General features: G+C 65.0%; 27 protein-coding genes. 14 read left to right on the top strand and 13 right to left on the bottom strand.

Going from position 1 to position 24,943, the window contains the following annotated elements:
- Positions 1-8: 8 nt before the first annotated feature.
- Genes I603_RS09120 through I603_RS09110 form a run of 3 tightly spaced genes read left to right on the top strand, consistent with a single transcriptional unit; the run spans position 9 to position 2,217 of the window.
- The gene (locus tag I603_RS09120; protein ID WP_232305330.1) at positions 9-1,286 is read left to right on the top strand and encodes a cytochrome P450; all 1,278 of its coding nucleotides are present in this window, start codon (positions 9-11) and stop codon (positions 1,284-1,286) included.
- A gap of 14 nt (positions 1,287-1,300) precedes the next feature.
- Positions 1,301-1,702, top strand: coding sequence for a putative quinol monooxygenase (locus I603_RS09115; RefSeq protein WP_068864313.1), 402 nt, complete (start codon positions 1,301-1,303; stop codon positions 1,700-1,702).
- Complete coding sequence (locus I603_RS09110; RefSeq protein ID WP_084440013.1) at positions 1,699-2,217, top strand: nuclear transport factor 2 family protein; 519 nt, start codon at positions 1,699-1,701, stop codon at positions 2,215-2,217. The genes I603_RS09115 and I603_RS09110 overlap by 4 nt, the downstream gene beginning before the upstream one ends.
- A gap of 1 nt (position 2,218) precedes the next feature.
- Here I603_RS09110 and I603_RS09105 read toward each other — a convergent pair whose 3' ends face one another.
- Positions 2,219-2,572 carry a nuclear transport factor 2 family protein gene (locus I603_RS09105; protein ID WP_068864309.1) on the bottom strand — a complete coding sequence of 118 codons (354 nt, stop codon included), beginning with the start codon at positions 2,570-2,572 and terminating at the stop codon, positions 2,219-2,221.
- Between the two features lie 118 nt (positions 2,573-2,690).
- Here I603_RS09105 and I603_RS09100 point away from each other — a divergent pair, with 118 nt between their 5' ends.
- The gene (locus I603_RS09100) at positions 2,691-3,224 is read left to right on the top strand and encodes a carboxymuconolactone decarboxylase family protein (RefSeq protein ID WP_068864308.1); all 534 of its coding nucleotides are present in this window, start codon (positions 2,691-2,693) and stop codon (positions 3,222-3,224) included.
- A complete protein-coding gene (locus I603_RS09095; RefSeq protein ID WP_068864306.1) occupies positions 3,221-3,586 on the top strand; it encodes a hypothetical protein in 366 nt (121 codons plus the stop codon). The genes I603_RS09100 and I603_RS09095 overlap by 4 nt, the downstream gene beginning before the upstream one ends.
- Here I603_RS09095 and I603_RS09090 read toward each other — a convergent pair.
- Together I603_RS09090 and I603_RS09085 are read right to left on the bottom strand one after the other, a co-directional pair.
- Positions 3,583-4,107 (bottom strand): VOC family protein, encoded by a 525-nt coding sequence (locus I603_RS09090; RefSeq protein WP_232305329.1) that lies wholly within the window; start codon positions 4,105-4,107, stop codon positions 3,583-3,585. The two genes, I603_RS09095 and I603_RS09090, sit on opposite strands and share 4 nt — an antisense overlap.
- Positions 4,104-5,696, bottom strand: a complete 1,593-nt coding sequence (locus I603_RS09085; RefSeq protein WP_068864305.1) for a fatty acid--CoA ligase — start codon at positions 5,694-5,696, stop codon at positions 4,104-4,106. The genes I603_RS09090 and I603_RS09085 overlap by 4 nt, the downstream gene beginning before the upstream one ends.
- 88 nt (positions 5,697-5,784) lie before the next feature.
- On the opposite strand from I603_RS09085, the gene I603_RS09080 reads away from it, so the two are divergent.
- Entirely contained in the window at positions 5,785-6,201 is a 417-nt protein-coding gene (locus I603_RS09080) for a PaaI family thioesterase (RefSeq protein WP_068864304.1), read from the top strand.
- Here the strand turns inward: I603_RS09080 and I603_RS09075 are convergent.
- Complete coding sequence (locus I603_RS09075) at positions 6,198-6,737, bottom strand: nuclear transport factor 2 family protein (protein WP_068864301.1); 540 nt, start codon at positions 6,735-6,737, stop codon at positions 6,198-6,200. The two genes, I603_RS09080 and I603_RS09075, sit on opposite strands and share 4 nt — an antisense overlap.
- On the bottom strand, positions 6,734-7,735 hold the full coding sequence (locus I603_RS09070; protein ID WP_068864299.1) for an NADP-dependent oxidoreductase: 1,002 nt from the start codon (positions 7,733-7,735) through the stop codon (positions 6,734-6,736). The genes I603_RS09075 and I603_RS09070 overlap by 4 nt, the downstream gene beginning before the upstream one ends.
- Before the next feature lie 132 nt (positions 7,736-7,867).
- Here I603_RS09070 and I603_RS09065 point away from each other — a divergent pair, with 132 nt between their 5' ends.
- Positions 7,868-8,815: an SDR family oxidoreductase gene (locus I603_RS09065; RefSeq protein ID WP_068864298.1), complete on the top strand. Its 948-nt coding sequence runs from the start codon at positions 7,868-7,870 to the stop codon at positions 8,813-8,815.
- A 48-nt stretch (positions 8,816-8,863) separates the two neighbouring features.
- Here the strand turns inward: I603_RS09065 and I603_RS09060 are convergent, their stop codons facing one another.
- The 4 genes from I603_RS09060 to I603_RS09045 form a co-directional block, all read right to left on the bottom strand.
- Positions 8,864-9,364, bottom strand: coding sequence for a hypothetical protein (locus I603_RS09060; protein ID WP_068864296.1), 501 nt, complete (start codon positions 9,362-9,364; stop codon positions 8,864-8,866).
- Between the two features lie 98 nt (positions 9,365-9,462).
- Positions 9,463-10,692, bottom strand: coding sequence for an aromatic ring-hydroxylating oxygenase subunit alpha (locus I603_RS09055; protein WP_068864294.1), 1,230 nt, complete (start codon positions 10,690-10,692; stop codon positions 9,463-9,465).
- Positions 10,693-10,835: 143 nt separating this feature from the next.
- A complete protein-coding gene (locus tag I603_RS09050) occupies positions 10,836-13,286 on the bottom strand; it encodes a TonB-dependent receptor (protein WP_084440007.1) in 2,451 nt (816 codons plus the stop codon).
- A gap of 198 nt (positions 13,287-13,484) precedes the next feature.
- A complete protein-coding gene (locus tag I603_RS09045) occupies positions 13,485-14,798 on the bottom strand; it encodes an aromatic ring-hydroxylating oxygenase subunit alpha (protein WP_232305322.1) in 1,314 nt (437 codons plus the stop codon).
- A gap of 128 nt (positions 14,799-14,926) precedes the next feature.
- Between I603_RS09045 and I603_RS09040 the strand changes: the two genes are divergently transcribed.
- Both I603_RS09040 and I603_RS09035 read left to right on the top strand, forming a co-directional pair.
- The gene (locus I603_RS09040; RefSeq protein ID WP_068864290.1) at positions 14,927-15,706 is read left to right on the top strand and encodes an SDR family NAD(P)-dependent oxidoreductase; all 780 of its coding nucleotides are present in this window, start codon (positions 14,927-14,929) and stop codon (positions 15,704-15,706) included.
- Complete coding sequence (locus I603_RS09035) at positions 15,678-17,009, top strand: spinster family MFS transporter (RefSeq protein ID WP_068864288.1); 1,332 nt, start codon at positions 15,678-15,680, stop codon at positions 17,007-17,009. The genes I603_RS09040 and I603_RS09035 overlap by 29 nt, the downstream gene beginning before the upstream one ends.
- Positions 17,010-17,018: 9 nt before the next feature.
- On the opposite strand, the gene I603_RS09030 is transcribed toward I603_RS09035, so the two are convergent.
- Positions 17,019-17,798: an SDR family NAD(P)-dependent oxidoreductase gene (locus I603_RS09030; protein WP_068864287.1), complete on the bottom strand. Its 780-nt coding sequence runs from the start codon at positions 17,796-17,798 to the stop codon at positions 17,019-17,021.
- The gene (locus I603_RS09025; RefSeq protein WP_068864284.1) at positions 17,799-18,458 is read right to left on the bottom strand and encodes a glutathione S-transferase family protein; all 660 of its coding nucleotides are present in this window, start codon (positions 18,456-18,458) and stop codon (positions 17,799-17,801) included.
- 110 nt (positions 18,459-18,568) lie between these two features.
- Here I603_RS09025 and I603_RS09020 point away from each other — a divergent pair, with 110 nt between their 5' ends.
- From I603_RS09020 to I603_RS09010, 3 genes are read left to right on the top strand one after another with little or no spacing between them, the layout of a single operon-like run.
- Entirely contained in the window at positions 18,569-19,738 is a 1,170-nt protein-coding gene (locus tag I603_RS09020) for an acyl-CoA dehydrogenase family protein (protein WP_068864282.1), read from the top strand.
- 50 nt (positions 19,739-19,788) lie between these two features.
- On the top strand, positions 19,789-20,307 hold the full coding sequence (locus I603_RS09015; protein ID WP_068864280.1) for a PH domain-containing protein: 519 nt from the start codon (positions 19,789-19,791) through the stop codon (positions 20,305-20,307).
- On the top strand, positions 20,304-21,863 hold the full coding sequence (locus tag I603_RS09010; RefSeq protein WP_068864278.1) for a PH domain-containing protein: 1,560 nt from the start codon (positions 20,304-20,306) through the stop codon (positions 21,861-21,863). Before I603_RS09015 ends, I603_RS09010 begins: the two co-directional genes overlap by 4 nt.
- Here the strand turns inward: I603_RS09010 and I603_RS09005 are convergent.
- Positions 21,809-22,126 (bottom strand): GNAT family N-acetyltransferase, encoded by a 318-nt coding sequence (locus tag I603_RS09005; RefSeq protein WP_068864277.1) that lies wholly within the window; start codon positions 22,124-22,126, stop codon positions 21,809-21,811. The two genes, I603_RS09010 and I603_RS09005, sit on opposite strands and share 55 nt — an antisense overlap.
- 66 nt (positions 22,127-22,192) lie before the next feature.
- Here I603_RS09005 and I603_RS09000 point away from each other — a divergent pair, with 66 nt between their 5' ends.
- Both I603_RS09000 and I603_RS08995 read left to right on the top strand, forming a co-directional pair.
- A complete protein-coding gene (locus tag I603_RS09000) occupies positions 22,193-23,212 on the top strand; it encodes a threonine aldolase family protein (RefSeq protein ID WP_068864275.1) in 1,020 nt (339 codons plus the stop codon).
- A complete protein-coding gene (locus I603_RS08995) occupies positions 23,209-24,120 on the top strand; it encodes a DMT family transporter (RefSeq protein ID WP_068864273.1) in 912 nt (303 codons plus the stop codon). The genes I603_RS09000 and I603_RS08995 overlap by 4 nt, the downstream gene beginning before the upstream one ends.
- Here the strand turns inward: I603_RS08995 and I603_RS08990 are convergent.
- The gene (locus I603_RS08990; RefSeq protein WP_068864272.1) at positions 24,103-24,897 is read right to left on the bottom strand and encodes a Rossmann-fold NAD(P)-binding domain-containing protein; all 795 of its coding nucleotides are present in this window, start codon (positions 24,895-24,897) and stop codon (positions 24,103-24,105) included. The genes I603_RS08995 and I603_RS08990 overlap by 18 nt on opposite strands.
- Positions 24,898-24,943 lie beyond the last annotated feature (46 nt).

Here is a 24,943-nt window from a genome sequence, read left to right as displayed (position 1 = left end):
CTCGCACATTGGACGAGGTCGACCTGTTCGCTCCGGGCGCGCAGGAGCACTGGTACCCTGCCTATGCGATTCTGCACGAACAGGCTCCGGTGCAGCGCCTTGCGGGCGAGGGGCTGACCCCCGGCAGCGATGCCTTCGTCCTCACCAAATACGAAGACGTGCGCCGCGTGGTGATGGACTGGGACCGTTTCCCGCCCACGCTTTCCCTGCTGGTGGCGCAGATCATCCAGTCGGGCGAGATGCCCACCCACATCCCCGATATCGACGCGATGGTCGCCTCGATCGTCTCGCTGCGACCCGATCCGGAGCTGTGGCGCGCGCATCGCAGGGAGCTGACCGATCCGTGGGTCGGCCCGGGCTGCACCCGCCATGCGGCGATGATCACCGGCCATGTCGAGAACCTCATCGCCGGGATGCTCGAGAAAGCGCGCGCCGGCGAGCCGGTCGATTTCGTTGCCGATTTCGCCCGGCCCCTGCCCCAGCGCACAATGGCCGATGTGCTCGGCTTCCCGCAGGAGGATATTCCCCGGCTCGAACAATGGGGCAATGCGCAGGTCATGTCCTATGTTCACGGACGCACCCACAAGAACATTCTCACCCCCGAACAGACGCAGGAGAAATTCCGGCTGCTGGCGGGGATGAAGGAATACGTGGCGCAGCAAACGCGCGAGAAGCGTGCCCGCCCGCAGGACGATATGGTCAGCTTCCTCACGCAGGTCGAATACCAGGCATTGGGCCGCAAGCTCACCGACGACGAGATCAATGGCGTGGTCTACGCGATGGTGATCGGCGGGCTGGAGACGACGCAATATGCCATCGCCGAACAGGCGCAATTGCTGTGCGAGCGGCCCGGCATGTTCGGGCGTCTTCGCGAGGATCGCAGCCTCATCCGCACCTTCATCGAGGAAGGGATGCGGCTGCGCTCCCCCACGCAGGGGCTTTCGACGCGCATCTGTTCCCGTGACGAGGTGTTTCAGGGCGTCGAGGTGCCCGCCGGATCGATGCTCCACCTGCGCTGGGCGGCGGCGAACATCGACGCGGATGAATTCGAGGACCCGCTGGAGTTAAAGCTGGATCGCAAGGCCGCGACGCGCCACTTGGCCTTCAGCCAGGGGCCGCGTTCGTGCCCCGGATCGAACCTCTCGCGGCTCGAACAGATGATCGCGTGGGACCGCCTCGCCGATGCCTTTGCGGACATGGAATACGCGCCCGGCAATGATTTCCGCCACCAGGGCGGGATCATGCTCGGCATCTACCGCCTGTTGCTGAACCTCACCCCTGCCTGAACGGAGACGCTCTGATGGCCACGCTGCTCGCCCATATCCAGATCAAGCCCGGCAAGGAGGAAAAGTGGGAAGCGATCATGCACGACATGGTGGCCGAGACTTTCGGCACCGAGGACGGCGTGATCCGCTACGAATACTGGAAGGGCCAGGAGCCGCTGAGCTATTATTGCCTGCTGTCGTTCAAGGACAAATGGGCCTTCTATCACCACCAGATGTCCGACCATCACGAAGGCCACGATTTCGCCGATGTGCTGGCGGGGATCAGGCTGGAATATGTCGATCCCGTGGAAGGTGCCGGCGGGGGACTGCCGCATACATCCGATCCGGCGCTGCCCGATGATGCCAGCGCGGCGATGACAACCGCGCAGGAACGCTTCCCGCTCGACATTGCGCCGTGGTGGAGCGGGCGGGCATGAATATGGACGCACAGCTTCAGGCGCTGCTCGACAAGCAGGCGATTGCCGAGGTGCTGCAACGCTATTCGCGCACACTGGACTGGCTGGATGACGAGGGGCAGGCGGGTTGTTTCTGGCCCGATGCGCACATCGATTACGGCTTCTTCACCGGCAGCGCGGCGGATTTCCTGCCGGTGGTGATGCAGATCGAGCGTGCCAGCCAGCGGCGCTGGCATTTCCTCAGCACGCCCTCGATCGCGCTCCATTCCTCCGACAGGGCCAGCGTCGAATGCTACGGATTTGCCACCGGCATCCGCGAACAGGATGACGGCACCTGGTCGGGCGGGCTCTATGGCGGGCGCTATCTCGACGAGTTCGAGAAAAGGGACGGCGAGTGGCGCATCGCCAGCCGCCGCTACATCATGGACTGGAAACTGCCGCTGGAAGACCAGCCGGGCAACGAACCCAACCCCGATTTCCCCCTGCCGGTGCTCCAGATCATCGCCAGCGGCCACCCGGATTACCGGGTAATGTAGCCTACTCGCCCGCCGGGTCCATGTAATCGCGGTAATAGGTGAGCTGGCCACCCTCGACCTTGTAGATGCCGACGCCGCCACGGGGTGCGTGGCCTTCCATGTGCATCGTCCAGCGTGCCCAGACGGCGTGATCGTCACCGCAGATTTCATCGACGGTAAAGTGGACTTTGCGGTCCGACATTTCCTCGACCATCTTGGTCATGAAGCCGAGAATCGCCTCGCGGCCGCGATACTGGCCCCAGATTGGGTCTTCGAGAAAGGCGTCCTCGGCGAACAGGGGCGCGAGCTTGGTATAGTCGCCCGCGTCCTGGATGCGCCAGAATTCCTCGATCACGCGCTGTGCCTGCCCTGCCATCTCGTGTCTCCCTTGCTGGTGGCAATCTGCCATGGCGCCGCGCTTCGCCCCCCTGTGAAAATCGCGAGGGCCGCCAGCAGGTCGCGGCCTGTTATCCTTGCCCCAAGGAGAGAGCCCCATGTCCACAATCCCCCGCGTATCCTCGGCCATTCCGGGAGAGCCGGCGCACTTCGGTTCCGTCCTCGCCCATCAGCCCGAAATCGCCCGGAGCTTCTTCGCCCTCTATGGCCGTTTCTGGGGGTCTGACGTGCTGGCGGCGCGGATCAAGGAGGTCGCGCGGATGCGCAATGCGCGCGTCACCGAATGCGGGTTCTGCCGCAATGTCCGCTTCGACAAGGCGGTGGCCGAGGGTCTGGGCGAGGAAGTGGTGGACGACATCACCGATGGCTATGAGACCAGCGACAGGCTGACCGATACCGAAAAGGCCGTGCTGAAGTTCACCGACGCGTTGATCCACGATCCCGAATTGCTGACCGGCGATGCCAAGGCGGCCTTGCAGCACCACCTCACCCCGGCGCAGATCGCTGAACTCGGCCTTGGCGTGACCCTGTTCCTCGCGCTCGCCAAGGCGCTCATCACCATGGGGCTGGAGCCGGAGGCAATGGACCGCACCGTGCTGCCCACCCCGGCGGTGCTGGAGGCTGCCGCATGAGCGCCGTGTGTGCCGCGCTTGCCGCCGATCCGGTGCTCGCCAGCCACTACGCCGATTTCCGGAGCAAGACCGAGGCCGCGCTCGATCCCGCGCTGGTGGCGCTGGTCCGGCAGGCGGTGGCGGCGGTCCACGGGATGGAACCCGCGCCCGATGAAAGCGCACTCGACGAGGGCACCCGCCTGTGCCTTGCCTATGCGCGACGGATGCCGTTCGAGCATACCGCGATCACCGATGCCGAAGCGGCTGGTTTGGTGGCCCATCTGGGCGAGCCGGGCTATGTCGCCTTTTCGGTCGTGACGGCGCTGGCCGATGCCGAGTGCAGGGCAGCGCAGGTCGGGTTGCCGGAGCTGGCGGGCGCCTAGCCCAATTCGCGCAGCAGGTCGCGCCCGTCCCACCCCTTCGCGGCATCGGCCACGAAATCGTAGAAGCCGGTCAGCTGCTGGGTCGGCTCGTAAAGTTCTAGCATATGGCCAAGCCTCGCGCGCGTATCGACGAAGGCGAAGGCGGTGCCGGTCGCGGTAACCGAAAGCTGTGCCAGCGGTGCGCCCTCGGCGTCGAAGCGGGCGATGGCGGCCTGCAAGTCGTCCACGAACAACGCCGCGTGATGCAGGCCTTCCTGGCCCGAGCCATAGGGGAACATGTCATGCAGCGCAGAATCCTCGGGATTGTGCTGCACCACCAGCTCCACCATCACGCTGCCCCATTGGCCATAGGCGGAGGAGTGATCGAACATCCGTTCCACCCCGCGATGGTGTGACGAGGACAGGGCCACGTGCCTGAGCACGAAGAACGGCCCCGAACCGAACTGCCGGTGATGCGCCTGCGCTGCCGCCTCGAGGCTCTCGACCTTGTAGGCCAGCTGTCGGACGGGCAGGCGGTTCAATTCACTGCCCGGTCTTTCCCCGCCCAATAGGGTGCGCGCAGTTCGCGCCGCAGGATCTTGCCCGAGGGGTTCCTCGGCAAAGCTGCAATGAAATCGACCGATTTCGGGCATTTGTAGCCCGCGATCAGCGTGCGCGCGTGGGCGATCAGTTCGGCTTCGGTCAGCTCCTCTCCCTCCTTCACCACCACGCAGGCCTTCACCGCCTCGCCCCACTTGGGATCGGGCACGCCGATCACCGCGACGTCGGCGACCCTGGGGTGCGAATAGAGCGCGTTCTCGACTTCGGCAGGATAGACGTTCTCGCCGCCGGAGATGATCATGTCCTTCACCCGGTCGTGGATGTAGAGATAGCCGTCCTCGTCGAGGTATCCCGCATCGCCCGTGCGCAGCCAGCCTTCGGCATCGATGGTCGCCTTGGTGGCTTCTGGGTTGTTCCAGTAGCCGCGCATGTTCTTGCTCGAACGCGTGGCGATTTCTCCCACGGTGCCCGTCGGAACCTCGTTGCCTGCCTCGTCGATGATCTTGATTTCGACGCCGGCGAGCGGCTTGCCCACACTGCGCATCTTCGGCGAGCCTTCGGGCACATGGTCCTCGGGGTCCAAGGCGACGATGGTGCCGCTTGTCTCGGTCATCCCGTACATCTGCACGAAACCGCAGCCCATTACCCGCATCGCCTCGCGCATCAGTTCGAGCGGGATGGGCGAGGCGCCGTAGGTCACATATTTCAGGCGGCTGAAATCGACCTCGTTCACCTTCGGATGATTGAGCAGGATCTGGATCGCGGCGGGGACGAGGAAGATTTTCGAGATGTTGAAGTTGGCGATCAGATCGAGCGCCTTGGTCGGATCATATTCGGGCAGGACGATCGAATTCGTGCCCGCGACCATCGTGCCGATACCGGTGCCGGTGCCCGAAATATGGAAACACGGCATGGCCAGCAGGGTGACATCGCCCGGGATCGGCTCCTGCCATTTGCGCATTTCCTCGCCACACGCGGTCGCATCGCGGCTGGAGAGGATCGAGCCATGGGTCATCACCGCGCCCTTGGGCTTGCCGGTGGTGCCCGAGGTGTAGAGCTGGAGCGCGTCGTCCTCCGGCTTCACCACGTGCGCGGGCGGGGTGGCGGGGAAGCTGCCCTTCCAGGTGCGGTAATCGGGGCCGTCATGCTCGGGCGCGTCGATGCCGATGATGTGCGTGACATGCGGCACATCGGCGCGCACCTGTTCGATCATCGCGGCAAAACCTTCGCCGACGAACACGACATTGGCCCCGCAATTGTCGAGGATATAGGCCACCTCTGGTGCGGCGAGCCGCCAGTTGACCGGGGTCATCACCGCACCGATCCGCGCAGCGCCGAGGAAAGCCTCGAAATAGAGCGGGTGGTTCTTGCCGAGGAAGGCCACCCGGTCGCCGGGCTTCACCCCCAGCGCGACAAGCCCGTGGGCTGCGCGGTTCGCATCCTCGTCGAGGGCGGCGAAGCTGATCTCCTCGTCCCCGTAGGTGAAGGCGATCACCTCGCCCTGATTGCGCGCGTGTTCGCGCACGATGTCGCAAAAGGAATCTGCGGCGAGTTCTGCAATGTCTCCCATGGTGCAAGGAGATAGCTGGCGCTCGCGGCTGCTGTCATTGGCACAATTCATAGCGGCGCCCGGCACGGCGTGCGCTAGGCTGGCCTGCATGGATGACACAGCGATCCCCGAAGGCTTCAAACCCGCTGCGTTCACGCCCGGCTTTCTCGATCATGGAGGGCCCTACTTCCTCGGCCCGCCCGTCGATGGTGTGCGGGTGGTGGGTTTGCGCATCATGCCGCACCATATCAATTATCAGGACTCGGCCCATGGCGGGGTAATCTCGACGCTGGCCGATGTCGCGCTCAGCCACGCGGTCTATGATGCCGAGCGCCCGCGCCTTGCCCCCTCCACGGTCACGCTGACGGTGAACTATCTCGCCGGCGCGCGGTTGGGTGACTGGCTGGAGGCGAGGGTGCGGATCGACCGGCTGGGCGGGCGCACCGCCTATACCTCGGGCGGCATCTGGCGGGGCGAGGAACAGCTGGCGACGATGAGCGGGGTGTTCGCGTTCCGGCGGCCCTAGCCGAGCCACTGCCTCACCGCCGCAGTCGAAGGGTCGCGCGCGTCATGATAGCCTGCAGCGCCTTCGGGCGTGTCGGAGAGGTCGACGCCTTCCGCCACCCGGAACTCGCGCCAGTCGTAAAGCCCGATGCGCTGGGCGATGCGCCATTCGCCCTTTCGCTTCTCGAAGCGATCCACGTAACGCCCCGCGACGATGCCGGAATAGATTGCCCCCTTGTCGGGAAAGGCCGCCGTCATCGGATAGCCGGGGGGGATGGTGTGCATCGCGGTCATATAGGTTTCGGTGTGGCACAGGTCCGGCCCCTCGAAGCCGAAGATCGTCTGGCCGAGCTGGTGCTGGGTGGCAAGGCAGGGGTCGATGATTGCGCGCGCCTGTTCGACAAAGCCGCGCCAGTCGCCTTCCACCAGCCCGAAACGGAAGGTCGCATCATCATGGAAAAGCCGCTCCATCATCCCCCAGCGCCGCCGGTCGATGGCATGGGCATAGGCGGCGAGGATATCGCGGATGGCTTCGCGGTCTTCGAGACTTCCGGTCATTGATCCAGCTCCACGATCACCTTGCCGATATTGCCGCCGGTGAACAGCTTGGCATAGGCGGCGAGAGTATTTTCCAGGCCGCATGTCACGTCATAGGGCATGACGAGTTCACCCGCCTCGTGCCACGCTCTTAACCGCTCGGTCAGGGCGGGGCCTTCGTGCATGAAATCGGGCGAGAAGAAGCCCTCGATCCGCAGGCGCCGCATCAGCACCTGATCGAATTCGCGTGGCGCAGTTCGGGTGCCGGCGGTGTAGTCCGCGAGCAAGCCGCACACCGCGATCCGGCCATAGTGGTTCATGCGGGTGAGCACCTGATCCAGCAGCGCACCCCCGACATTGTCGAAATAGACATCGAAGCCTCGGGCCGCATCGAGCTGTGCGCCGACGTCGCCCGCTTTGTAATCGACCGCGCCGGCAATCCCGAGTTCATCGGTCAGGTAGGCGCATTTCTCTGCCCCGCCCGCAATCCCCCATGCCTCGCAGCCGAGCAGTTTCGCGATCTGCACCGCGAGGATGCCGGTTGCCCCTGCTGCCGCCGAGACCAGCACGCGCTCGCCCGGCCGGGCCGCGCCGGTGCGCTCGACGCCCCACAGCGCCGTCCAGCCGTTCATGCCGAGCGGGCCGAACCACGCGCGCCGGTCCGCGACCGAAGGATCGAGCAGGATTGCGCCCGACATGACGGCATCGACGGTGCTGATATCCGCCCATTGCCCGAAGGCGCGCACCAGATCGCCCGGCGCGAAGCCCTCGGCGCGGCTCTCCACCACCTCGCCCAGCACCAGCCCCGTCATCGGGATGCCGAGCGGGAGCGGCGGCTGATATCCATCCTCGCGGGCCGTCAGCCACAGCCGCGTGCCCGCATCCATCGAAAGGTGCGAATTGCGGATGCGGATCTCGCCGTCTGTCAGCGGTGCGAGCGGGGCTTCCACCAGCGTCAGCGCATTGGCGAAATCCGTGCCTTCGGGGCGGCTGTCGATGCGCCAGAAACGGTTGTCCATCGCGGCAGTTCTTGGCCCCGCGCACCGCCACGGCAACCCCGCCTTTTCGCTAGGTCGCTATCACTTTGGCGCGGTGCGCGCGCAAGGGGCGCTTCCTAGTCTGTTGCACAAAGCACAAATGGGGAGAGAGACATGGCACTCATCACGGTGATCGGCGCGAGCGGGCGGCAAGGCTTGGCGCAGGTGCGCCAGGCGCTTGCGGCGGGGTATGACGTGCGGGCTATCTCGCGCCGCCCCGATGCGCTGGAGGGCGCGCCGGTGGAAGGGGTCGAGCGGGTCGAGGTGCGGCCGATGGATCTTTACGACACGTCGACCTTCCATGACGCGCTCGAAGGGTCGGACTACATCTTCTACACCCACCCTTTGCAGGCCCGCGCGGACCGTGCCTATCTGATCGGCGAGGTCGGCAAGGTCGCCGCGCATCTGGGGGTGAAGCGCGTTGTCTGGAACACATCGAGCTGGATTCCCGACAAGCCCGGCGATCCCTTCACCTATGGCGAAAACACCAAGGGCATCAACGCCCTGTGGCGCTCTGGCGCGCCGGGGACGGTGTTCGGCTCCGTGCTGTTCATGGACAACCTGCTGACCAACTGGGCGCGGCCCTTCATCGTCAACGAAGGGCGTTATGTGTACCCGCACAATCCCAACCTCGAAGCCAACTGGATCAGTCTGGATGACGTCGCGCGCTTCATGCTGGCGAGTCTCGAGCGGCCCGACATGGAAGGCGCATGGCTCAATATCGGCGGGCCGGAGCGGCTGGTCGGCAAGCAGGTGACGGCCTGCCTCAGTGAGGCGCTGGGCAAGGAGATTGCCTACGACCCGTGCACGCCGGAAGAGTTCGGCCGCTATCTGGTCGAGGCGGCGGGCGACTCCATGCCGGCGGAAATGCGCGAAGGCTTCGCCCAAGGCATCCAGGCCTTTTACGAATACAACAACGAGGCACCCACCAAGCCCTTCGCGGTCGACATGGACCACGTCTACGAACGCTTCCCCGAACTCGACGGCAAGCTGGAAACGATGGGCGAATGGACCAAGCGGCAGGACTGGGGCGAGAGCAATTACCGGCCTGCCTTCGGATAGGCCTCCGTTCGCGTCAGATCACCGAAGGCCGGTGAACCCGAATGCGGTTTATCGGCCTTCGATGAGGATCGCCGTGTCCAATCCGCCGGCGCGCAGGGCTGATTTGAGTTCCTCGGCACGTTTGCGAACGCCCGTTTCGTGATTGCCTTGGACAAAAATATATTCGCGGCCGTCGTTCAGCGACACCGCACCTCGGTGAAAATCGCCTTCCGGACTGGTCGAGCGACGAACCACAATCGCGTTCACATCCGCAAACTGCCAGACTTCGCTGGATAGTGCGAAGGGCGATCTGGTCGTTGCCTCAATGCGGCGCTCGCCGGGATTGATTGTCAGAATCCGCGTGCGGGCGCGAACCACATCGCGCAGCGGGAATGGAATGCAAACCAAAGCTCCAACGGTCAAAGCCACTGCCGCCCAGACGGGTGCGACTTCGGGAACGCCAAGCCAAACGGAAATGATGACGACAGGAAATATGATCAGGAACAATGCGCTCAGCGCGGCATCGAACCAATCGCCATGATCGACGAAGCGAAGAGATCCCGTTGCCATTGCGATAAGTGTAGATATGGAACGCTTACCGACCCGTTACAGATCGAACGGCCCGGCGGGCGAAGCAAAGGTGCGGGCACCTGCAACCGGGGCGTCCGTTACTCCGCCGCTTGCCGCTGTTCCTGTGCAAAGATCTCCACCAGCTCGTCATCGGTCGCGTTGGTGAGCCGTTCGACCCATTGGTGGAAGACCTGCCCGCCCTTCTCGTTGCGGCCGAACAGCACCTCTTTCATCAGGCCTGAGGCGAGCGCCTGTTGCTGGCGCTTGCCCGTGGCGTAATCCTCATCGCGGACCACCACTTCGAGGAAGTTGAACTGGTCGTGCGCGGCCTGGACCTGTTCGGGCGTCTCGGGCTGGTTTTCCATGACGTAGAACTGGGTGGTGAAGCTTTCGCCCACCTTCTCGCCGGGGAACAGCTGGCTGATCATCGCCCCGCGCTGCCCGCCGCCGTAGAAGCTGGCGATCGAGATGTGCGGGAAGATCGTCCACACGCCCTGCACCAGCACTTCCTGCGGCAGGTCGTCATCGCTCAGGGCTTCCAGATCGAGCTGCTGGTCGTCATCGCCCGATACCTTGATCGCGAATTTCGACGGGGTGCTGAGGCGCTGGTGCGGGCCGAAGGCGAAGTAATTGGCGCGGTTGTAGAAATCCGCGCCGAAAGTGTCCTTGTGCAGCACCGGCAGGTGGTAGAAATCGAGATAGCCGTCATAGGCTGTCTTCCAGTTCGGCCCCGGTAGCGTGCGCTGCGCGAACAGGGTCCAGCCCTCGAATTCGAAGGCCTTGAGCAATTCGTCATAGCCGCACAGGTAATCGGCGATATCCAGCTTGGAGGCGGGATCAAGCGTGACCCAGATCAGCCCCGCATTCTCGTAGACGGGGAATTTCGTCAGACAGTGCTGGCTCTTGTCGATCTTGCCGAAATCCTGCGCATCGGCCACCCCGATCAGGTCGCCGTCGGCCTTGAAGGTCCAGCCGTGATAACCGCAGGTAAAGCGGCTGGCATTGCCGCAGCCGCTCGCCAGCGGGTTGCCGCGGTGGGTGCACATGTTGAGGAAGGCGCCCATGCTGCCGTCCTTCTGACGGGATAGCAGCAGCGGCACGCCGCAAATGTCCATCGCCTTGAAGTCGCCGGGGTTCGGCAGCTCGCACGAGGGTGCGACCATCAGCGGCAGGCGGCGGAAGATCTGGCGCTTTTCAACTTCGAACAGCGCCGGGTCGGTATAGGCACTCGCCGGAATGCGCACGACCTCGTCGGCATATTCCATCGTGTCGGCAGCGCCGTGCGCTACCAGGTTGCGGGTCATGGCGACCAGTTCTTCGCGTGACATGGCTTCCTCTCCCGTAGCCGCGATTGCTCGGGGCGAGCATCCGCCTTCGCTGCCCTTGCGGCAATGCTCACTTTTGGCAGAGCGGCGCCAAAGCAAAAGGGCGGCTGCTTGCGCAACCGCCCCCTGCCAGATTGTCGGGCCGGTCAGAAGCGGAAGCTGATTTCCGCGAAGACCTGCCGACCGCGGTTCTGCGTAAGCACCAGATCGTCGCCGCCCACCGGCAGGAACGGACGCCCGCCCGAGGTAATGACGAAGATCTCGTCGGTCAGGTTGGTGGCGATCAGCGAAAGCTTCCACTTGCCGTCGGGGTGACCGATCGACACGTTGGAATCGATCGTCCAGAAGCTCGGCTGGACATAGTCGTTCAGCGTCGCCTCGTCGGTGATGTAGCCGTCGTTATAGGCCACGTTGCCCGACAGGAAGATCTCGAGACTGTCGGACAGCGGAATGGTCCAATCCGCCGCGATGTTGCCCGCCCATTCCGGTGCCTGGCTGCCGCGCCGTCCCTTGAGATCGACCGTGGAGATGCCCAGCGGCTGGATGAAGGTGTCGGTGTATTCGGCATCGAGATAGGACAGGTTGGCCGAGAGGTTGAGCCCGTCGAGCGGCGTAATCCAGCGCGCTTCCAGATCAACGCCCTTGGTCGTCAGTTCACCCGCATTGCTGGTGGCGAACTGCACCGTGACGGCGTTGAAGTTCTGCACCTGCAGGTCGGTGAAGACATAGTAATAGGCGGTCGCGTTGAGGGTGAAGCTACGCCCTGCCCATTGCGACTTGAAGCCGATTTCCCCGCCTTCCGCTTCTTCCGACTGGAAGATCAGCGAGCTGAAGTCACCCGACTGCGCCGCCTGGCTGAGGCTGTTGGACGGCAGCGCCGAGTTGTCGATACCGCCCGACTTGAAGCCGGTCTTGTAGGAGGCGAAGAAGTTGAGATCATCGTTCGCCTGATACCGCAATGTGACTTCGGGCGAGAAATTGTCATCCTGGAACCGGATCGGCCCCGAGAAGAACCCCGGCGCCACAAAGCCCGGCCCTTGCAGGAAGGTGTGGACGTAAGGCACCGCGATCGTCTGGATCTTGGTCTCGTCGGTCCAGCGGATCCCGCCCGACAGTTCCAGCTTGTCGGTCAGCTGGATCATCGCGCTGCCGAAGAAGGACAGGGCTTCGGTCTTGGTGGTGTGGGTCTTGTCCCAGTCATAGGTGAAGCCGGTCACCGGATCAGGCCCGAGGAACGAGATGTTCACCCCCTGCTGGGACGTGTCGAAAATGAAGGTGCGGTCTTCATAGAACGCGCCGAGCATGAAGTTGAAGGCCCCGTCGAAATCCGAGGCGAGGCGCAGTTCCTGGCTGTACTGCTCGAGCTTGTTGATCGGGTCGGATGCGCCCGCGCCGCCCGGCAGGCGGGTGCCGTTCGGGCCGGGCAGGAAGCCGCCATAGGAATAGATGTCGTAATCGATCGCATCCATGTTGAGCAGGCCGGTGACCGAAGTCAGGGTCAGCGTGTCGGAGAGGTCGAGGTCGAACTGGAGCCGCCCGAACCACACTTCGGTTTCCCCGAAAGGCACGCCATTGCGGCCGTCGGCGGGCGAGTTGCCTGGCACCGGCCCGGCCAGCGGCCCCGCCGCGTCGGTCAGGTAGTAGCGCTGGTCGAAGGCGTTGCAATCATAGCCCGCAGGAATCGAGATGGCTCCGCCCAGCAGCACGATCGGATCGGCCACGCCATTGGCGCCGCAACCGATCTCGGCCGTGCCGATCGCACCATCATTCTCGTTCTTGGTGTATTGCACCTTGAGGTTGGCGCGGAAGCGATCGGCGGGGTTCCAGTCGAGCGTGACGCGGCCGATGAAATCGGTCAGCCCGCGCTCCTGGTTCACCGCAGGCGTGTTCGGCTGCATCAGCTGGAATTCGTCGATATCGTTGAACTGCGCGGCGACGCGGATGCCCAGCGTATCGGTGATCGGGCCGGAGATGTAGCCGTTGACGAGGTAGCCCTTTTCCTCGAATTCATAGGAAGCGCGCATCCCGACTTCCCAATCGGGTGTCGGGTTGGCCGAGCGCAGCGAGAGCACGCCGGCGGTCGCCGACTTGCCGAAGAACAGTGATTGCGGGCCGCGCAGCACGTCGATCTGCTCGACATCGAAGAAGCCGGCCTGCACGAGGCGCATGGTCGAGACCACCACGCCGTCATATTCGAACGCCACCGCCGAATCGAAGGCGGCCGAGATGTTCGACGAACCGACGCCGCGCAAGGAAAGCTGGCCGCCCGAACCCGAGCCGCCGACCTGCACATTCAGGGTCGGCACGCGGCTGGTGATGTCGGCCACCTGGTCGACATTGTAACGCTGGAGCGTCTGGCCCCCGATCGAGGTCACCGTAACGGGGACTTCCTGCAGAGTTTCGTTCTGGCGACGAGCCTGAACGATGATCACGCGCTCGCCGAATTCGTCGCCCTGAGCGGCGGCCGCTTCGGAATCCTGCGCATGGGCTGCGCTCGGCAGCGCGGCAACGCCGCCAAGGGCAGCGCCGCAAAGCAGCGCCGTGCGCAATCTGCCGTGGCGGGCTCCGGATACATTTCGGGCACGAAGTGTGTTCATGGTCCTCTCTCCCCTGCGGGCCGCGGCTCGCCCGCGCGCCCTGGTTCCCCAGTGCCGTGGCGCGTTTCTTCGCGCCTATCGGTATGGCATGCAGGTGTATGGCCCGCGCGCGAACACGCTATCAGCAAAAGCGATAGTGACCGCGCCAATGTGCGACAAAAACGTCACAACAGCCTGCAAAAGCACGGTGCCGTAGCGTCATTTCGCTGTCTGCCGACCTGCGCTGCGCTCGCGCTCCATCTGCGCGGTGCGCGGATCATTGGGCCAGATCCAGTCGCTGCCGATCACCGGTTCGACCCGCAGATGCTCGGGGATGTTGCGTTCCCCGATCATCCTGTCGAGGCTCTGGTGGAAGGCGTAGATGCGCGCTTCCTGATAGGACAGGGGCACGCTGCGGAAGGCGGCCGATTGCATCGAGTGCTGGATTGCCTCGCCGAACTGGGTGTCCTCGAGGATGATCGGGCTCATCTGCCGTCCGTTAGGCTGGCTGGCATCGGGTACGGTCCACAGGTCGGGTGCGGGGGCGTCACCCCAGTCCAGTGCCATGGTCACCAGTTCGAGCCGCGTGGTCGTCAGCGAGGTGGGCCAGAACACCAGCGGGGGCACGAAGTAGTTGCTCAAGGGGCTGACCCAGTTGGGAAACAGCGTGTAGCTCTGGGTGCAGGTGCGCCCCAGCTCACCCACGGTCTCGATCTGTTGCCAGCCCGGCGGCGAATCAATCGCGCGCACATGTTCGCGGTCGGTCTGCTGCGGCGGCGGAGCCAGCATCCGCGCATGGCCATTGGGGTACATGGTGTTGAGATTGCGCGTCGAATCGACCAGCGGCGCGACTGTCTGGGGATGGATGAAAGGCACATGGTAGACTTCCATGTTGGCCTCCATCGCCACCTTCCAGTTGCAATTGAGATCGAAGCTGTGCCGCGCGGCGAGGCGGATGCGGTCGAAGGCGAACTCCTCCCATTCGCGCGCGAGCGGGCCGAGCCAGTCGACGAGCGGGATCGCGTTCTCGTCGAAATTGACGAATATGACCTTGCCGAACAGTTCGCACCTGACCGGCAGCAGACCCCGGCACGACAGATCGAAATCCTCGGGGAAATCGCGCCGCTCGGGCACGCCGACCAGGCTCCCGTCGGTCTTGTAGGTCCAGTTGTGATAGCCGCACATCAGGCGGCTCGACTTGCCGCGATCCTCTGTCACGACAGGCGCGCCGCGGTGGCGGCAGGTATTGTGGAAGGCGCGTACCTTGCCGTCCATGCCGTGGACGATAACGATCGGATCGCCGGCATTGTGCCAGCGCATCCAGCACCCCGGTTCCGGAACCTCGTCCATGTGCCCGGCGAACAGCCAGGACTTGCGGAACACGTGTTCGCGTTCGAGCGCGAAATATTCTGGCGACGTATAGCGCGCGGCAGGCATGTCGGGCAGCCTGGGGAAGCCCTCTGGCGGTGCGGTGCGCCTGCCTTCCCACTCCATCAGCGCCTTCAACCGGGTGACTTCGGCCGCGTCCATCATCTCGCCTCTCCCCTTGCGGCAAGGATAGGCTCTGTCAGCCCGGCCTGCGAATGCGCGCTTTCGACAGTGGCGGCGGCCCGCGCGCCCGATAGGCTGCAGGCTATAACAACGCTTCGGGGAGAGAGCAGATGGCGGGCAGGGTGGCAGGCAAGGTCGCGCTCGTTACGGGCGGCGCAATGGGTCTGGGCAAGGCCGACTGCGAGGCGCTGGCGCGCGAGGGTGCGACGGTGATCGTCACCGACCGCGAGGTCGAACTGGCGCACAAGGTCGCGGCCGAGATCGGCGGTGATGCCATGGCGCTGGATGTCACCAGCGAGGACCAGTGGATCGAGGTCATGCGCGCGGTCAAGGAACGCCACGGCGGGCTCGATATCCTTGTGAACAACGCGGGCAACGTGATCTTCGAAAGCATCGAGGATTGCAGCCTCGCCCACTTCCGCCTGCATCTCGACATTCACGTGGTCGGCACCTTTTTGGGGTGCAAATATGCCGTGCCGCTGATGAAGCACCGACACCAGACAGTCGGCGGGGGCGGCTCGTCGATCATCAACATGGCCTCCACTGCCGCGCTGCTGGGCTATGGCAATATCCCTGCCTATGCCGCGTGCAAGGCGGGGATCGCCGGGATGACCCGCAGCCTTGCGATGGATTTTCAGGACAAGGGCTATGGCATTCGCGTCAACGCGCTTGCGCCGGGCGGGATCGAAACGCCGATGGTGATGGGCGTATCGGGCCGCGCGGGCGAGACCCCGATGGACATCCCCGAAGGCCCGCTGCCGATGGACGCGCTGGGCCACCCGAAGGATGTGGCAGGCTGCGTGCTGTTCCTCGCCTCGGACGAGGCGCGCTTCCTCAATGGCCTGACGATCCCGGTGGATAATGGCCTTACCGCGCGTCCCCATCATTAAGGGGCCGACCATTGAGGCGGAGGCGCCCGGCGATCAGCGGGGCGCCTACAGATGGTATGTGCTGGCGCTGCTGACGCTGACCAGCGCCTTCAGCGTCGCCGACCGGCTGGTGTTCGGCATCCTTGTCGAGGACATCAAGGCCGAGTTTTCGCTCAGCGATTTCGAGCTTGGTCTGCTCGGCGGGGCGGCGTTCAGCCTGGTCTATGTCCTCGCCGGCTTCCCCGCCGCGCGGCTGGCCGACCGTTCGGTGAGGAAGAACATCGTCGCCGCCGCGATCGGATTCTGGAGCCTGATGACGGCGGTCTGCGGGCTGGCGACGGGGTTCTGGACGCTGTTCATGGCGCGCACCGGTGTGGGCGTGGGCGAGGGCTGTTCCGGCCCCTCCTCGCAAAGCCTCGTCGCCGATTTCTTCGCGCGCGGCGAACTGGCCAAGGCGATGGGCTATCTCACCATCGGGGCGAGCATGGGGACGGCGGGCGGATTGCTGATCGGCGGGCAGCTGGCCGAGGCCTTCGGCTGGCGCTGGGCCTTTGCGCTGATGGGTCTGCCGGGCCTGCTGATCGGAGCGCTCATCTACCTCACCGTGCGCGAGCCGGTGCGCGGGCGCTATGCTCCGGCGGGCACCGACATGGCGCAGCAGCCGCTGGGCGCGACGATCCGCAGCCTCGTCACCAACCGCGTGTTCATGGGGCTGGCGCTGGGCTGGGCGGTGCAGATCATGATCGGCTATGCGCTGGCCTTCTGGATGGCGGCGGTGATGCTGCGCCAGTTCCCGATCTCGACCGGCGAGGTGGGGCTCTATCTCGGCTTCACCTTTTTCCTTGGCGGGATACCGGGGCCGATCCTTGGCGGCTATGTCACCCAGTGGCTGTGCGGGCGCGACGAGCGCTGGCGGGCCTGGCTGCCGGGCGCTGTGAGCCTCGGCTGCGTGGTGCCGCTGGCGCTGAGCCTCACGTCGAGCAGCTTTGTCGCGTTCCTCGGCTGGTTCGGGCTTGCCTATGCGATCTATGTCGCCAGTCAGGCGGGCATCCTGTCAGGCATTCAGGCCAGCGTCGAACCGGCCAGCCGCGGCTTTGCGGTCGCTATCGCGCTGTTCTTCAACAACCTGGTCGGCCAGGCGCTGGGCCTCGCGGTGATCGGCGCGGTGAGCGATGCATTGGCGCCCACACAGGGGGCGAGTGCGCTCGCGATCGCGGTGTTCGGCGTGTGTCTTGCCTCGGGCCTTGCCGCCATGGCGATCTTCGCATGGACTGCGGCGCAGATGGGGCCGACGGGTTATCTGGAGAAGATGCGCACCGGTTGATCCGGGGCGCTAGAACCCGGGATGGATCGAAAGTGCCGCCCCGTCCACCACCATCTCCGCGCCGGTCATGAAGGGACATTCGTCGCTGGCAAGAAAAGCGATGGCGGCGGCCGTTTCCGCCGGATCGGCGAGGCGGTTCAGCGGCGAGGTCTTGGCCACCGCCGCGATCAGGCCGGGGGTCTGCTGTTCGGCGGCTTCGAGAATGCCGGTCATGGTCGCGCCGGGGATCACGGTGTTGCAGCGGATGTCCAATTGATGCTGTGCGCACCATGTGGCGACCGACTTGCTAAGCACCCGCACCGCGCCCTTGCTTGCCGAATAGCCGACATCGGTCGGCAGCGGGGCGATGGCAGTGGTCGAGGCGATGTTGATGATCGCGCCTTTTGCTCCGCCCGGATTGTCGCGCATTGCAGCAATCGCCGCCCGGCACCCTGCCATCGTGCCGGTGAGGTTGACGGCCAGCACCCGGTCCCACGCGGCGAACATCGCATCATCGTCAAGATCGCCGATGCCAGCGCCCGACACCATCCCGGCATTGTTGATGAGGATATCGAGCCGCCCGAAGGCCTCCACCGCGCGCGCCACGATCTGCGGCCAGGCCGCGCGGTCCGACACGTCCTGCACGGCAAACAGCGCGCCTGTTTCGGCACAGAGCGCCGCGCCGCGCGTTTCGTCCATGTCGGTGCCGAGCACCTTGGCCCCATCCGCCACAAAGCGCCGCACTGCCGCCGCGCCGATGCCGCTGGCGCAGCCGGTGACGATCGCGACCTTTCCCGACAGGTCAGGCATTTATTCAGCCTGTTGCCAGATCGCCGCGCAAGCCCGCTGGTTGTGGGTGTCGATGAAGCGGGCGAGGTTGTCGGTGCCCTCGGGCAGTTTCCAGCCCACGGTGAAGCCGAAATTGGCAAAGGCGAAAATGATCAGGTCGGCAAAGGTGAACCGCCCCAGCGCGATGTGGTTGCTGCCGCCGAGAAACTCGTCGAACATCCGCCACTTCGCGTCTGCCATGGCGGAAAGTTCCGCCCCTGCCTCCGGCGAGACTACCGCCATACGCGGTTCGAACATCGGACGGCCTGCCCCCGCGCGAAAGCCCATCGTCATCGGCACCACCACTTCCTGATCGAACAGGCGCGCCCATTTGCGCACCGTGGCGCGCTCCACCGGGGTTTCGCCGAACAGGTTGGGTTCGGGGTGCATTTCCTCGATGAATTCGCAGATCGGCCAGCTTTCGGTGAGGCAGGTGCCGTCGTCGAGTTCCAGCGTCGGGGTGGTGCCCATCGGGTTCTTTGCGACATAGGCGGCGTCCTGCCGGTTCTGGCCGGTGATGATGTCGTAATGGACGCGGGTGAAATCCCCCTGTCCTTTTGGGCCCTCCTCGAGGCCCTTCTCGACCATGAACATCCGAACGAGGCGCGGATTGGGGCCGAGGCTGGAATGGAGCGTGGTCATGTGTCTCTCCGGCAAATGGTCTGGTGAATTCCTAGTCTTCCAGGGCTTGTGCGCCAGCCTCACAAATGCGCTAGGGGACGTGCGAGAGATGACAGAGGATTGAGGCGGCCATGAACTTCCAGCTGACCGACGAGCAGCGCGAGCTGCAGGAGACCGCGCGCAAGTTTGCGCGCAAGGAACTGCCAGCTCTGGCGCGCGACATGGAGGAAAGGGACTACCCCGTCCCGCACGACATGCTGCGCACCTATGGCGAGATGGGCTTCCTCGGCATCAACCTGCCGACCCAATATGGCGGGCTGGGGCTGGGCCATCTCGAGGCGCTGATCGTGCTGGAGGAATTCGCCAAGATCTCCAATGCGGTTGCCTTTCCGGTGTTCGAGGCGCTGTCCGGGCCGGTACGCACCATCGAACGCTTCGGCTCGGCGGAGATGAAGGCCAAGGTGCTGCCCGAAGTCATCAAGGGCGAAAAGGTGGTCGCGGTCTCGATGTCCGAACCCGACGCGGGCACGGCGCTGACCGACCTGAAAACCCGCGCGGTGCTCGATGGCAACCACTATGTCGTCAACGGCTACAAGCGCTGGACCAGCGGCGGGGGCCATTCGGATTATTACGTCACCTATTGCCGCTTCACCGATGAACCGGGAGCCAAGGGGATCGGCGCGATCCTGCTGGAGAAGGACTTGGCCGGAATGCAGTTCGGCAAGCGCGAGGAGCTGATGGGCTTTCGCGGCATCGCCACGGCCGACTACGCGATCGAGGATGTGCGCGTGCCTGCGGGCAATGTGATCATCGGCGCGGGCGGATTCGGCAGGCTGATGAGCGCCTTCGGGCTCGAACGCTGCGGCAATGCGACCCAGTCGCTCGGCGTGGCATCAGCCGCGCTGGAGGCCGCGACGCAATATGTCCAGGAGCGCGAGGCCTTCGGCAAGCCGATCGTCGAATTCCAGGCGGTGCAGCTCAAGATCGCCGAGATGGCGATGAAGGTCGAAGCCGCGCGCCTGCTGATTCACCGCGCGGCTGCCAATGCCGCTAACCAGCCCGACGGGCTGCCGACCGTGTTCGAAAGCTCGGTCGCGAAATGCTATGCCAACGAAATCGTGCGCGAGGTCGCGGCGATGGGGATGCAGGTGATGGGCGGCTACGGCTATCACAAGGACTACGGCATGGAACAGCGCTTGCGCGATGCCTATGCCTGGGGGATCGCCGGGGGCAGCATCGACGTGCAGAAGACCAATATCGCTGCTGCACTGGTGGGCAGGCGCTTCGACCAGCGACGCTAGGCGACGGAAAATCCTTGCGCGGCACGAGTGTATTGCGCAAGTAATGCACCATGGACCAGATGATCGCGCCCAGCCCTTCGGGCCTGCCTGTCGATGATGAAGGCGAACTGACCCGCCTGCATCCGAACTATACCCATGCGCTCAGGGTGCGCACGGTGCTGTTTGCCATTCCCTTTCTTGTCGCAGCCTTGGTGCTCGAAGCGATCAGCCGGGACAAGGCGCTGCTGCCCCCCGGCGCGATTGCGGGACCGGTGCTGTTGATCGCGCTGGCTCTCGTCATTCGCGTGCCGGCCCGCCGCTACAATGCCCGCGGCTACCAGATTGCGGCCGACCGCCTGCGCGTGGTGCGCGGGATCCTGTGGCGGTCCGACACCGTGGTCCCCTTCGGCCGGGTGCAGCATATCGACGTCGACCAGGGCCCGCTCGAACGCTTCTTCGGCATCGCCACCATGACGCTGCACACGGCGGGCAATCACAATGCCTCGGTATCGCTCCCCGGCCTCGGGGAGGAACTGGCGCGCGATATGCGCGAGGAGATCCGCGCGCATATCCGCCGGGAAAGCATGTGAGCGAGGCGCGCCACACCGCGCCGCTGAGCGTCGCTGTCGGCGCCATCGGGGCGATCCGCAGTGCGATTTTTCCGGCCGTCGCGATCATCTTCTCGGGCATCGGCGGATCGGGGCGCTTCCTGATCGGGATTGGCGTTGGCGTGGCATCGATCGTGATCGGCACGCTGGTCAGCTATATCGGCTGGCGGCGGCTGACCTATACCATCGGGGCGCAGGATATCCGCGTCGAGAGCGGGATCCTCAGCCGCTCGGCCCGCTCTGTCCCCTACGAGCGGATCCAGGATGTCAGCCTTGAAGCCAAGCTGCTGCCGCGGCTGCTGGGTCTTGCAGCGGTCAAGTTCGAGACCGGGGCAGGCGGGGGCGAGGACCTCAGCCTCCAGTATCTCACCGCCGCCGAGGGCGAACGCCTGCGCCGGCTGGTTCGCGCCCGGCGCGACGAGGAACGGGCCGCCGACAGCGTTTCTGACGAGCCCGGTTCCGCGCCGGAAGACGCCGACGAGGGCGAGGTGCTGTTCAGACTCGGCCCGCGTCGGCTGCTGACTTTCGGCCTGTTCGAGTTTTCGCTCGCGGTCTTCGCGGTTCTGGGCGGCATCCTGCAGTATGTCGACAGTCTCACCAACTTCGAGGTGTGGGATTTCGACCTATGGCGCGATTTGGTTGAAACGCAGGGGGTCGATCTGGTCGCGCTTGATGCCCGGCTCAAGGTTCTCGGAGCCGTTACCGGGCTGTTCGGGCTGGTGCTGATCGGCTTCGGTACCGGCATTGTCCGCACCTTCGCGCGCGACTGGGGCTTTACCCTGACCCGCGGCCCGCGCGGGTTCCGGCGCTTGCGCGGGCTGTTCACCCGGACCGATGTGGTGATGCCCGCACACCGGGTTCAGGCGCTGGTGATCGGCACTGGCCTGTTGCGCTACCGTTTCGGCTGGCATTCGCTCAGCTTCGTCAGTCTCGCGCAGGATGCCGGAAGCGCCAGCCATGTCGTTGCACCCTTTGCCAGGATGGATGAGGTTGCAGCGATTGCGACATCCGCGGGCTTCCATTTGCCCGATGCACGGACGCACTGGCAGCGTGCGAGCCGGCGCTATCTCGCTGACCGGATCATCCGGGATTCGGCAATTCTGCTGCTTGCGGCGATTCCGGCCGCGATCTTCGCGCCGCCGGGAGTGGTGCTGATCCCGATCGGGCTGGCTGTGCTGGCTGCGGGGGTAAACCTCTATTCCTGGGAGTTCCGCCGTCACGCGGTCGATGACAGCCAGATCTTTTCCAGTCATGGCCTGTTGTCCCCCACCAGCCAGACCGCGACCCGCCTCAAGCTTCATTCTGTCGAGATCGCACAGGGACCGCTGGCCCGCTGGCGCGGCTATGCCACGGTGCATCTCGGCCTTGCGGGCGGCGAATTCGCGATCCGCGGTGTGCCGCTGGCCGAGGCGCGCGCCTTGCGCGCGAAGGTACTGGCCACCATTGCGGCGACCGATTTCTCGCGCCTCGATCAATCCGCCGGTCAGACCCTGAGTGATGCCCAGTCCGGGTTCTCGGCAAACTTCGCCGCGACGTAGGAACAATCGGGGCGAATCAGGAAACCGAGCCGCTCGGCATCCGCGACCAGCCGTTCGACCAGTTGCCGCGCGACCCCGCGTCCGCCGATGGCGCGGGGCACCACGGTATGGGCGGCGATGCGCACTTCCTTGCCGCCCTGCTCTCCGCCCGGTTCCCACTTGAGATAGGCCTCCTGCGAGGCGCCGCGCACCACCGCGAGATAGCATCCGCCCTGTCCCTGGACGTGATGGGTGATGCTGACCTCGGCGACATTATCGCTCATCGGTTTGTCCTCCCTCTTGCCCTATCCACTTGTCATGGCCGCGCCGGTGGCTAGAGGCGTTTGACGATGACCCTCGCCAGACCCTTTCTCTCCGACAATGCCGCCGCCGTCCACCCCAAGCTTTGGGAGGCCATGCGCGCTGCGGATCATCCGGACAATCCCTATGACGGGGATACCCTTTCGCAGCAGCTCGACGCGCGCTTTACCGCGCTGTTCGGGCGCGAGTGCGCGGCGCTGTGGGTGGCGACGGGTACGGCGGCGAACTGTCTCGCGCTCGCCACCATGTGCGCGCCGCACGGCGGGGTGGTGTGCCACCGCGAGGCGCATATCGAGGTGGATGAAGGCGGCGCGCCCGGCTTCTTCCTGCACGGTGCGAAGCTGATGCTGGCGGATGGCGCGGGTGCCAAGCTGACGCCTCAAGATATTGCCGCGCTGATCGATCCGATCCGCAACGACGTGCATCAGGTGCAGCCCCATGCCATCGCCATCACCCAGGCGAGCGAGTATGGCTGCACTTACCGCCCGGAGGAGCTCGCAGACCTCGGTGCTTTCGCGAAGGCGCGGCGGCTCGGCCTGCACATGGACGGTGCGCGCTTCGCGAATGCTGCGGGGTTTCTGGGCGGTAGCGCCGAAGATGCTGCACGTGCCGCCAGCGGCCCGGTCGACAGTCTCGCCTTCGGGTTCATCAAGAATGGCGGGATGGGGGCGGAAGCGGTCGTTCTGTTCGATCCGGATGCGGCGATGCAGGTGCGCTACCGTCGCAAACGCGCCGGACACCTGCAATGCAAGGGCCGGTATCTGGCCGCACAGATCCTCGCCATGCTGGAAGATGACCTGTGGCTCGCCAATGCGCGCCATGCGAACGCGGCGGCACAGGAGGTCGCAGCGGGCTGCGGCGAGAGGCTGCTGCATCCGGTCGAAGCGAACGAGCTGTTTGTCCGGCTGACCCCGGCAGAGCGCGAGGCGCTGCGCGCGCAGGATTTCGCATTCTATGACTGGGGTGCCGACTCGGCCCGGTTCGTGACCGCGTGGAATACCAAGCCCGAGGATGCGCAGGCGCTCGGCAAGGCCATCGCCGCCCTATGAGCGAGGCTTCCGCGCCGACCATGCTCAGCCCTCGGGTGCTGATCCCGTTTCTGCTGACGGGGACGATCTGGGGCTCGACCTGGTTCGTCATCACCGGCCAGATCGACGGCGTGCCGGCGGCATGGAGCGTATTCTACCGCTTCCTCATCGCCTGCCCCGCGCTGTTTCTGGTGGCGCTGCTGATGGGCAAGCGACTGCGGCTGACGCGGCCTGAACAACTGCTCGCGCTCGGTGTCGGGCTCGCGCAATTTTCGGGCAATTTCCTGTTCGTCTATCATGCCGAGATGCACATCACTTCGGGCATCGTCGCGGTGATGTTCGCCCTTCTGATGGTGCCGAACGCGATCTTTGCGCGGCTGGTCATCGGCGAAAGGGTGCAGGGCGGGTTTATCGGCGGGAGCCTTGTCGCCATCTGCGGGGTGGCATTGCTGCTGGTGCACGAATGGAATGCAGCCCCGCTCGGCGGTAATGTCGGTCTAGGCATCGCGCTGGCGGTGGGCGGGATGCTGGCCGCATCTATCGCCAACGTGGTGCAGGCCAATCCCACAGGCCGCGGCGTTCCGATGGTGAGCCTGCTGGCCTGGGCGATGCTCTACGGCACGATCTTCGATCTGTTCTTCGCAGCTGTAACCGCCGGGCCGCCGCCTCTGCCGGCAAAGTGGCAGTTCTGGGCGGGAACGGCCTATCTGGCGCTGATCGGATCGGTCGTCACCTTCCCGCTGCACTACAATCTGGTGCGCGAGATCGGGGCGGGGAAGACGGCCTATAACGGCATCGTTACCGTCTGCGTCGCGATGCTGCTGTCGACGCTGTTCGAAGGCTATCGCTGGACCGCGCTGACCGCGAGCGGTGCGGCGCTCGCGCTTTTCGGAATGGCGCTGGCGCTGCGTTCAAAGCAGCGCCGCTAGCCCCTCGACATAGGTCGGGTAGCGCGGCTGCCATGCCAGCACCCGCTTCGCCTTGCCGTTCGCGACGCGGCGGTTCTCCATGTAGAAGCCGCGCGCCATATCCGACAGGTTTGCTTCCTCCAGCGCTTCCAGCGCCGGAAGCGGCAGGCCGAGCAAGCGGCAGGCGTGTTCGGTCACTTCATTGCCGCTGGCAGGCAGGTCGTCGCCGAGATTGTAGGCCCCGGCGGGTGCGTCCTGTGTGAGCGCGGCGACCACCCCGCTGGCGATGTCATCGACATGGACGCGGCTGAACACCTGATCGGGCAAGTCGATCCGCCGCGCTTTGCCTTCGCGCACCCGGTCGAGCGCGCTGCGCCCCGGTCCGTAGATCCCCGGCAGGCGGAACACCCGCGCGCCCATGTTCAGCCATGCCAGATCGGCCTCTGCGCGGGCGTTTCTCCGCCCTTCTCCGCTCTGGGCGATGGTCGGCGTCGCTTCGTCCACCCACGCGCCCTGCCGGTCGCCGTAGACGCCGGTGGAGGAGAGGTAGAACAGCGCCCTACCTGCAAGTGCCTCGCCGTAGGTATCGAGCACCGGATCCCCGCCGCTGGCCCGGTCGGGCGGGACGGAAGAGAGGATGTGCGTCGCTTGCCCCAGCGCCGCCAGCACGGCCTCGCGATCGGCAAAGGCGATGTCGCCCGCGCTGCCTGTCGCGCTGACCTGCCACCCCAGCTCGCGCATGGCGGCCGCGATCCGCTTTGCGGTGTAGCCCAGTCCGAAAATCAGCAAATGGCCCATGCATCAAACCTAATCATTGGACGGCTGCGCGAATCAACCTAAATCG

Origin of the sequence: Erythrobacter dokdonensis DSW-74 (assembly GCF_001677335.1) — a bacterium.
Taxonomy (GTDB): domain Bacteria; phylum Pseudomonadota; class Alphaproteobacteria; order Sphingomonadales; family Sphingomonadaceae; genus Erythrobacter; species Erythrobacter dokdonensis.
This window is presented reverse-complemented; position numbering and strand designations above follow the sequence as displayed.